Consider the following 10,334-nt stretch of genomic DNA (forward strand, 5'->3'; position numbering starts at 1 on the left):
ATAACGTATAATCCATTCTTAAAAAATTGTTGTACCTGGAAGGTACCATTGAATTGATAACCTACACTGGTATTGGTAAAGGCATAGGTGTTGTCGGTACCCTGGTCAGTTGGCAGGTATACTTTTCGTTTATCGCCTGTTCCTGAATTCAGGGTGCCGGTGGGCGTTCCCAGTTTATAGTTACGCACCATCATACCATTTACATCTTTGGTATAGGCAAAATCAACCGTGAATATAGTTCCAAACGGGATCTTCAGATCAGTACCAATATTGGAGCGCCATACCTGTGGCCATTTAAAATCACGATCGGTAACATTGTAGAAACTTCTGTATGGATTTCCGATATGATTGCCGATCCACACAAACGGGAACCGGCCGGTGAATAAACCAGTACCGCCGCGTACCTGCACCGTTTTATCACCCTTTACATCCCAGTTAAATCCTAAACGGGGTGAGAACAATGGTTTCTTATCCGGCAATCTGGTGTTATCTACATCCTTACCGGGGCCATTGGTGATCGGTTTACCATCTTTATTAAATAAGGTCAGGTTATCCTTATTAGGCAAAGTGGGTTTGCCTTCGTCGTATTTGCCGGTGAAAGTACCATCAGCATTCACAATTGGATTGCGATAGCTGGCATTGAAATAAAATGGAATATCCATGCGCAAACCAAGCGTTATGCGGAAACGATCGGCCGCCTGCCATTCATCCTGCACATAGGCAGATGCCTGTCCAACGGTTAAATAATACCAGGTCCACTGGGCGGCAGCAGCCCTGTTGCGGGCATAGGTAACATCATAGTCCAATGGGTAAGCGTCAAAAACGTAATTTCCGCTTACAGGTACACTGTCGCTAAACGTTTTTATATCAGCATCAGAAAATATAGCGGGTCCATATCCGGTTAAGTTAAATGAGTTGGCGAATTTGAACGACTCAAAAGAAACGCCTGCAGTGACCGTATGATCTTTAAAGAACATGTTGAAGTTGTCGGTGATCTGGAAGGCATCCTGGTTCAGGCGGTTGTTGATGGAAAACGGTTCCTCCCCTGCAATGATATATCGTACCCCGTTCTTGGTAATATTTATAACCGGGAATGGACTGGAGAAGGGATTGCGTTTATCCCGGAATGTTGTATACACCACTCTTAATTTATTAGCGTAATCGCTGCCAAATGTTGATTTCAACTCGGCGCCAAACGATTGCAGCCTGTTCACGATCTCATATCCCGAGTTCCTGAACTGGAGCGTTGTAAAATCGGGGCCCCGGCGGCCAATAGCGCTGGGATGAGCGGGTTTATCTTTATGCGCATCTAACCCGTTATAGGTAAATGATAATCGATGCTTATCGGTAATATTCCAATCGAGCTTAACCAGCCATTTGTAGTTTGTCTGGTCCAGGGTAAAACCCTGGTAGGGACCGGTATCATAATTGAATTTGCTTTTTAAAATACCACTCACCTGATTCAGGTCTGATTCCAACACGCGACTGGTATTGGTTTTGCCAACGTTGGAGCCATTTTGGGCTACATAGGAAGATGCCTGGTCTTTCCGTTGTTCGGTTTCAAAACTTACAAAATAAAATAGTTTATTTTTTATAACGGGACCACCCAGGGCAAAACCTGCCTGCAGTTGTTTCAGATCGGGCAACACCAGTTTATTCTTTTCAATCTTTGATCCCGTGAGTGATTCATTCCGGTAAAATCCATATACAGTTCCGGTAAAATTATTACTGCCCGATTTGGTTACCGTGTTCACCCCAGCCCCGGTGAAGCCGGCCTGGGTCACATCATAAGGTGCAATGTTTACCTGTATTTGATCGATGGCGTCGAGCGAAATGGGCTGGGCGCCGGTTTGTCCGCCCGGCGTAGGCGCATCCAATCCGAACGGGTTGTTGAACACCGCCCCATCGAGCGAGAAGTTGTTGTATTGCCCGTTCCGGCCCGCAAAAGAAAGTCCATTATAAGTAAATGAAGCCGATGGCGTTAACCGAATATAATCGTCGGCCGAACGGCTAATGGTAGGCAATGTTTTTATTAACCGGCTATTGATGTTGGTTGAAGCGCCGGTTTTTTTATTATCAAAAATAGTTCCTCTGCCGGTCACTGTTATCTTTTCCAGTTCGGCGGCTTTTTCATGCAATTGAATTTCTACTGAATTATTCTGCCCCAGCTCCAGAAAAACATTATCGGTAACTGATGACTGATAATTTATAAAACTAACTGTAACGGTATAGGGACCGCCAACACGCAGGTTAGGCACAGTAAAACGGCCATCTCCCTTTGTTGCCAATGCCTGTCTGAAACCTGCATCGGGGAATTCAATGACAACCGTTGCCGATGGTAACGGGGCGCCCTTGGGGTCTTTTACAATGCCACTCAATGTAGCGGTGGTAACCTGGGAAAATAAAGCCGGTGAGCATAATAAAAATACAAGCAGCGTAAAAATGTGCTGAGCATCTCTTTTCATAGCAGTTTTGTTTTGTTTATGAATACCAGTCTTGCTGTTTCTCTTACTGTTGAAGGGAAGGGATCTTGCACGGAAAATGAGATACAGATTAAACGATGCCTGTGCATTTTACAGAAGGTAGGGCTCCCGGATTTACAAAAGGGAAAGAAGAATTCCCATGCGCTGTTTCGTAGAACACGATCCGGATAGTTGCAATTAACAGTATTCTAATTTAAGTAAAATAAATTGATTGTATATGATATTTTCCTTCCCGTAACCAGCGCATTTCTATTTTCTAGCAAGGATTTTGTATATGTGTAGGCGCCACCCTGCAAAAACCCAGGATGCGTCCCCTTTAAAAATCACTAATATGAAAAAGATCAGCCTTTTCGCTGCTTTTATTTGCCTGGCCACTGTTTCCATGGCTCAATTAAAAGCCGCCGTTACCTGCCCCCCTTTTGAAGTAGACCTTTTAGATGGAAAAGTAAATGGTTTTAAAGCCAATACCATTGCCGGCCAAATCAAAGCAAAATGGCCTTGCTTTAGCAGCGTTACTCCCGACAGCGCTAAGTGCGGTGAAGCGGTTTACTACAAAGACAAAGGCATTACCTTTTATACCAGCAGACACTATGTGGAAATTACGGAAGGCTTTAAGGGAAAACTCAGCGTGCCTTTACTTGGATCGCCCCGCGGCAGTTTGTTCAAAACATTGGGTAACCCTGCCATGAAAGATGCAGGTTGGGATGCTTACCAAACCAACTATGGTATCATGATCTTATATTTCAATAAAGCCAATAAATGCAGACTGATAAGATTTAGTACTGAAAGCACTAATACTATTAGATTGTGTGAATAGGTTTAAGCGAGTTGACATGTTGACAAGTTAACTTGTTAACTCGTTAACATGTCAACTTATCTCCGACTTCAGGCTCCTCAAAAATTGTTGTTTAAAATTCCTTCCTATTGGTAACGAGATGGAATTCACATTCACTTCTTCGTTATTATAGCTTACGATCTTGTCAACGGAAATGATGTACGATTTATGAATGCGGACAAATTTATTCTCCGGTAATTTTTCCTCCATATACCCGATACGCTGATACGTGACCACACTTTTGCCGGGGGAACTATTTTTACATAGTCCTTTAAGCTTTCAATATAAATGATCTCTTTCAAAAAGATCTTCACCAGCTCCTTGTTCACTTTAAAATACATATACGCTTTCTCAAACGCCTCTTCCCGGTTCTCGATGGCTGCTGGCTGCTTAAGGATATTATACTGATGGTATTTTGAAATAGACTTCAGGAACCGTTCAAACGTTACGGGCTTTACGAGGTAATCGAGCACATCCAGTTCAAACCCTTCTACGGCAAACTCGCGATACGCAGTGGTTAAAATAATCCGTGGCCGTTCCTGTAATGACTTTATCAATTCCAACCCATTCATGCGGGGCATTTGAATATCGAGGAAGAGGATATGAACCGGATTTTTTTGAATAAAGGCAAATGCTTCCAATGCATTGCCGCACTGGCCGCTTATTTCAAGGTCATCCATTTTTTCGATGTACGATGCCAGCAACTCCCGGGCTGGTGGCTCGTCATCTACTATGAGACATTGTATTTTCACCCTAGCTTTTTTTAATTTTCAGGATCGTTAAAAACGACTGACCTTCGCTCATGTATTTAAATTCATGTTGTTCGGGATAGATAATTTCTAGGCGCTTTTTTACATTTTCCATTCCTATGCCTTTATACACAGCATGGCCGTTACAGGCATCTGCTATGCGGCTGTTCTCGATCTTTACAGTAAGCCAGTCATCTTTTACCGAAAGATCAACGCGGATCCAGCTATTGCCCACATCATTACTAACGCCGTGTTTAAAACTGTTCTCTACCAATGGTAATATCAGCAATGGCGGAATCGTGAACTGGTCAACCGAATCAAAACAATTCACCGCTACATCGAGGCGTTCGCCATACCGTATCTTCTCCAGTTCAATATAGTTATGAATATATTCCATTTCCTTACTTATGGGAATGGATTCCTGCCGACTATCGTACAGCATATAACTCAACAGGGATGATAACCGGTATATAAGGTCTGAAGTTCCGGGGCTGTTCTTTAGTGATAGCGAATAAATATTATTAAGCGTATTAAAAATAAAATGGGGTTGCACCTGGTTCTTTAACAATTCCAGTTGTGCAATGGCTTTATCGCGCTGTAGTTCCTGGGCAAGCCGTTGTTGCTCGTACCAGGCCCGCAAAAAATAGAACATGGTAAACAGGGCTACAATCAGGTAAATGTTTACGCCCTCTATCAGGAGTTTGGGAAACCACCAGTAAGAAGTGGTCTTTAATCCTTCCGGCCAATAACGGGGATAGGTATAAAAGTAATTAAAAGCCCTGCGTGCAAGGGTGAACGCCACTACGCCGATCACAAACCCGATGCGAAAAGCAACAACCCTTTTTTTTAGCAGAAATTTCTTTATCAGCACCTGGATGGTAAACCAGGTAGCCATGCCGGTAATGGGTACAATGGCGCAGGCATTTATGAAGTAACGGCGGTATTCACTGGACAATGAGGCCTGCCCCAGCCACTCGTACAAAAAGTAAAGCAGCCAAAATAAAACAGGTAACCTGACATTGCTTTTGTTGTAATTCATACCCCGAATTCTTACCTAATTTACCTTATAATCAACAAAATGCGGGGCATTCTTAGACAAACGACAGATCTGTACCACGAACGGCAAGCCAGTTACCAGTTTCGGTTCAACCCTCAGATTTTGAGCTATCAAAACTGCGGCCATTTTACCGGCATGCTTTGAGCATTTTTATAAGAAATTGTTTATTAGTCAAAACGGAATAATTCTTCACGAAAACAGCTATCGTTCTCAATAAAACCAATGCTGTTTTCACGAAAAAAAAGCAACTCCTGTCGAAGAAAGAACTTCTCCTGACAAAAAAAGTATGTTTTCCTAATAAGAAGAACATTTTTTTGAAACGAAAAGCTTTGTTTAATTGAGAATTGATATTGTTTTCAGGAGAATTGATTCTGTTTTCATGAGACTTTTATTTATATACGTGTAGAGTAATACTTGTTTCAATAAGAACCCTTTCCTTTTTATCTAAAAAAGACTTTTTCTTAATAGAACAGAACTGTTTTTAACAGGAAAAGTCTTATTTCCACAGGCTTTCAAAAACAAAACCCCATCCCGGCAGAGCCGGGACGGGGTTTATATTCAAAAAGTTCAATACTTATTTAAGCGCATTAAACAATACCTCAACGGGGTGCAGGGCATGCTTACCGGTTCCATCTAATACCTGATGGCGGCAGCTGGTACCGGGCGCTGCAATGATCACTTCTTCGGGTTGCTTACGAACCGTTGGGAACAATACCAGTTCCCCTATCTTCATCGACAGATCATAGTGTTCTTTTTCAAAGCCAAATGAACCGGCCATACCGCAACAACCTGATGGAATGGTTTGCACGGTGTAATTCTCCGGCAATGACATCATTTTTACTGATGGGGCGGTTGATGACAAGGCCTTTTGCTGACAATGTCCGTGTAACTGGATCACCTTCTTTTCAGTAGTGAATTGTTCTTTGCGAATAGCGCCTTTCTCCATTTCGCGGGCAATAAATTCTTCGAACGTGAATACATTTTTTGACAGTTGACGAGCCGCTTCCAGTTGTTCATCCGAAGCCAGGTCAATGTACTCATCGCGGAAGGTGAGAATAGCCGATGGTTCAATACCAATAAGCGGCGTTTCTTCAGTAACTATCGGGTGAAGGAGCGCAATATTCTTATTGACGATCTCTTTTGCTTTGCGTAACAACCCTTTCGATAACCAGGTTCTGCCGCTTTCCAAATGCTGGGGTATCACTACTTCATAACCCAGTTTCTCCAACAATTGAATGGCCTTTATACCTATTTCTGTGTCATTATAATTGGTGAATTCGTCACAAAACAAATAAACCTTTTTCTGTATTCTTTCTGCCTTCTGCCTTCTGCCCTCTGCCTTGTTCTTTTTGTACCAGCTTAGTAAGGTGGTTTTATACAAGGTGGGCATGCTGCGCTTTACGGCAAAACCTGAGAACTGTTTTATCCATTTGCCTATTACCGGGTTGGTAACAGCAAAGTTGTATAACCCAGGGGCAAGAGCGCCCAGTTTTGCTGATGCCGAAAAATTGGCAATCAGCTTTGAACGCATCGGCACGCCATTGGCATCGTAATACTGTTGCAAAAACTCTGCTTTCAGTTTAGCCACATCTACATTCGAAGGACATTCAGACTTACAGCCTTTGCAACTCAAGCACAGGTCCATTACTTCATAGATCTCTTTATGATCGAAGCGATTGACCTTGTCGGAATGTGTAAGCATTTCGCGCAGGATGTTGGCCCTGGCGCGGGTAGTGTCTTTTTCATTGCGGGTGGCCATAAAGGAAGGACACATGGTTCCACCCGATAAATGCGTTTTGCGGCAGTCGCCCGAACCATTACATTGTTCAGCGTGCTGCAACACATCCTGGTTGTGATACCGGAACACCGTTTTAAACGCCGGTGTTTTTTGACCCGGTGTATACCGCAACATGCTGTTCATGGATGGCGTATCCACAATCTTGTTGGGGTTGAAAATATTATCCGGGTCCCAGGTATATTTTACCTGCTTCAGTAATTGATAGTTCTTCTCCCCCACCATTTGCGGAATGAACTCACCGCGTAAACGGCCATCGCCATGTTCACCACTTAATGAACCGGAATATTTTTTTACCAGGGTTGCAATCTCTTCCGCAATGATGCGGAACAACGCATTTCCTTCTTCCGTTTTTAAATTAATGATGGGACGTAAATGTATTTCACCTGAACCGGCATGCGCATAATGCACCGAGTACAGGTTGTGTTTCTTCAGGATCTCGTTAAAGTCGCGGATGTAGGCTGGCAGGTCGTTTACATCCACGGCAGTATCTTCAATTACCGGTACGGCTTTTTCATCGCCCGGTAAATTACTCAACAAGCCCAGGCCGGCTTTACGTAAAGTCCAGATCTTTTTAGTATCGTCGCCAAACAACAGCGGGAAGTGATAACCCAAACCGGCGGCCCGCATTTCTGCTTCCACTTTTTGAGCGGTGGCAGTTATTTCCTCGCGGGTAGCGCCGGCATATTCCACCACCAGGATAGCGCCGGGATCGCCCTGTACAAAGAAGCGGTTTTTGCGTTGCTCAATGTTATCCTTGGTACATTCAAGAATGTAATGGTCTATCAACTCACTGGCGCGTGGATTATATTTCAGCGCAATCAAATTGGCGCGTAACGATTCATCAATTGAATTAAAATGTACGCAAAGCAACCCGGTTTCTTTAGGTGGCAATGGCACTACATTCAATTTTATTTCGGTAAGGAACGCCAGGGTACCTTCAGAACCGGCGATGAGGCTGCAAAAATTAAACTCGGGTCCACCTGCAGTAAACGGCGCCATCTCCAACATCACATCCATGGCATACCCAGTGTTCCTGCGCTCGATGCTCTGTTTTGGAAATTCCTTTCTTATCTCAACCTGGTTATCGTAATTGCTTAACAGGCTGCGAATGGTTTTATAAATATTGGCTTCCAGGGTGGCGCCTTCACATTTTTTATGAAAATCCTCGATGTCCATGGCAGCAAACACCGCTTCGGAACCATCGCTGAGTATCGCTTTTACTTCCAGTAAATGTTCGCGGGTGCTGCGATAAACTACCGAGTTGGAACCACAGGAGTTATTGCCCACCATGCCACCGATCATGGCGCGATTGGCAGTGGAAGTTTCAGGGCCAAAGTACAAACCATGTGGTTTCAGAAACAGGTTCAACTCATCCCTGATAACCCCGGGTTGAACGCGTACCCATTTTTCGGCGGCGTTCAGTTCCAGTATCTGCGTAAAGTTTTTGGAAACATCTACGATAATGCCATTTCCCACTACCTGTCCCGCCAGGGAGGTGCCTGCCGTACGCGGTATCAGTGATGTTTTATTGGTATGAGCAAAGTTGATAAGTTTCCTAATGTCATCTACATTTCGCGGTATGGCAACAGCTAGAGGCATTTCGCGATAAGCCGAAGCATCTGTGGCATACAAAACCCGCATTGTTTTATCAAAATACAATTCACCTTCGAGGTCCTTAGCCAACTGTTGTAACAAATTGTTCATGAATCTTCTCCTTTGATTGGGGGCCGCGCATGCGGCGGGCAAATTTACTTCATTACGATTGGTTTGGCACAAACGGGCAAAATATTAGATAATTTTCAAAAATTATTTGCCTAATACTCAATTGATTAAGAAAAATCCATTTAGGGGCTTTCCCAGGAAATTGTATAAAAATTGTCCCTTAAGCCACAAGTTATTGGTGGCCGGGTACCGGTTCCTGATGCCCCGTAATCCCGACTCGTCGGGCAGGCTGGCAAACCGGTTAAGCTATCCTTCAGAACATGACGGTTCTATGTCACCTTTCGCCTTACCAACTCTGGTAACTGGTTATTACAACCGAAATAATCCTTTATTGATCCGGTTCAAACTAAAAAAAGAAAAATATGATTGTTGTAATGACATTTTTTAAATTAATTTTCATTAAGGTTCCTGCTTACATCCATCACATTGATTATCTTGTAAGTCCAAAACCGCAGGCGTTCCATCAGGGAAAATATTGACGAAAGGTTACCGGAATTCATTACTGCCGTGCAACACTTACCGCAGAAATCTGGTAATACAGGCATAGGTATGCAAAAACTAACTGTATAATGCTAAAACATGCTGCTTTAGTCTTTGGTCTTGTGGCCACCATCCTGTCGGGAAAGGCACAAAAAAACACTCCTGCCACAATACCCATCATTGTAAAAGCCGGTGATATTTATAATTCCTTTATTGAGAAGCAATCCCGTTTATACAATGGGGTTGAACACATAGGCTATTCATATAAAATAAAAGGATTTGCTTACTTTTTGCAAAATGAGCTGTCAATTGGCACTATTGTATATGATGAACTGGAGTTTGCCAATGTGCCCATGCTATATGATCTGTTAAAAGATCAGGTAGTCATTCAACACCTCGATGGATTTTTCAAAATTGGCCTGATCTCATCCAAAGTACAATCATTCAATTTGCTCAATCATCACTTCATTCGGCTGGACAGCATGCCCGGCACCCCCATTACCGGTGGGTTCTACGATAAATTATATACCGGCAACACAAAAGTGCTGGTGAAAAGAAGAAAGTTTATTGAAGAAATAGTAAAGGAGGAAATAGAACGGGAATTCATTGCAACAAATCCTGCTTTTATTCAGAAAGAAGACAGTTATTATGCCATCAAAAATTATAAAAGCCTGTTAACCGTTTTAAAAGATAAAGCGCCGCAGGTAAAACAATACCTCCGCAAAAACAGGATCAAATTCCGCAAAGACCCGGAAAACACCATACTGAAAGCTGCTGTCTATTACGATTCGATAATCAATTAACATGAGAAAACTGCAACTGCTTATTATTTGTAACCTTCTTTTCCTGGGGGTGAGCTTTTCAGCATATGCACAACCTGGAGCTAAACGGGTGAGCATCGACATGCAGGGCGCGCCCATCGATAGCCTCATTATGGAGCTTGAATCGCAAACCGGCTATCATTTTTACTACGACCCCGCCCAGTTCGATAGCCTGCGGATTAGTATATCCGTTACCAACGTATCGCTGCAAAAAGTACTGGAGCTGGTATTTGCCAATTCTGAATATCATTTTGCCATACCTGAAAAACAAGCATATGTATTGCTCACCAAAGGAGCTACCATAAAAACCGCTTTGCCGCCGGGTTTCTTTTCTGCCCCCACTGGCGATAGCCTGCAGGGAACAACACCCTATTATGGCGATAAAAAGA

General features: G+C 43.2%; 8 protein-coding genes. 3 read left to right on the forward strand and 5 right to left on the reverse strand.

What is annotated here, in order from left to right:
* Positions 1–2,465, reverse strand: a 2,465-nt coding sequence (locus ACJ751_RS29200; RefSeq protein WP_407749077.1) for a carboxypeptidase regulatory-like domain-containing protein, incomplete at its 3' end; no start/stop codon positions are given.
* Positions 2,466–2,814: 349 nt separating this feature from the next.
* Here ACJ751_RS29200 and ACJ751_RS29205 point away from each other — a divergent pair.
* Positions 2,815–3,300, forward strand: a complete 486-nt coding sequence (locus ACJ751_RS29205) for a hypothetical protein (RefSeq protein ID WP_407749078.1) — start codon at positions 2,815–2,817, stop codon at positions 3,298–3,300.
* Between the two features lie 51 nt (positions 3,301–3,351).
* Here ACJ751_RS29205 and ACJ751_RS29210 read toward each other — a convergent pair whose 3' ends face one another.
* The 4 genes from ACJ751_RS29210 to ACJ751_RS29225 form a co-directional block, all read right to left on the reverse strand.
* A complete protein-coding gene (locus ACJ751_RS29210) occupies positions 3,352–3,528 on the reverse strand; it encodes a LytTR family transcriptional regulator DNA-binding domain-containing protein (protein ID WP_407749079.1) in 177 nt (58 codons plus the stop codon).
* On the reverse strand, positions 3,453–4,070 hold the full coding sequence (locus ACJ751_RS29215; protein WP_407749080.1) for a LytR/AlgR family response regulator transcription factor: 618 nt from the start codon (positions 4,068–4,070) through the stop codon (positions 3,453–3,455). Before ACJ751_RS29215 ends, ACJ751_RS29210 begins: the two co-directional genes overlap by 76 nt.
* A gap of 1 nt (position 4,071) precedes the next feature.
* Positions 4,072–5,106 (reverse strand): sensor histidine kinase, encoded by a 1,035-nt coding sequence (locus ACJ751_RS29220; RefSeq protein WP_407749081.1) that lies wholly within the window; start codon positions 5,104–5,106, stop codon positions 4,072–4,074.
* A gap of 592 nt (positions 5,107–5,698) precedes the next feature.
* On the reverse strand, positions 5,699–8,626 hold the full coding sequence (locus ACJ751_RS29225; protein ID WP_407749082.1) for an FAD-binding and (Fe-S)-binding domain-containing protein: 2,928 nt from the start codon (positions 8,624–8,626) through the stop codon (positions 5,699–5,701).
* Positions 8,627–9,213: 587 nt separating this feature from the next.
* Here ACJ751_RS29225 and ACJ751_RS29230 point away from each other — a divergent pair.
* Together ACJ751_RS29230 and ACJ751_RS29235 are read left to right on the forward strand one after the other, a co-directional pair.
* A complete protein-coding gene (locus ACJ751_RS29230) occupies positions 9,214–9,927 on the forward strand; it encodes a hypothetical protein (protein ID WP_407749083.1) in 714 nt (237 codons plus the stop codon).
* Between the two features lies 1 nt (position 9,928).
* A partial coding sequence (locus ACJ751_RS29235; protein WP_407749084.1) for an STN domain-containing protein occupies positions 9,929–10,334 on the forward strand: 406 nt, incomplete at its 3' end.

Origin of the sequence: Niastella sp. (assembly GCF_045805085.1) — a bacterium.
In the GTDB taxonomy this organism is placed as follows: domain Bacteria; phylum Bacteroidota; class Bacteroidia; order Chitinophagales; family Chitinophagaceae; genus Niastella.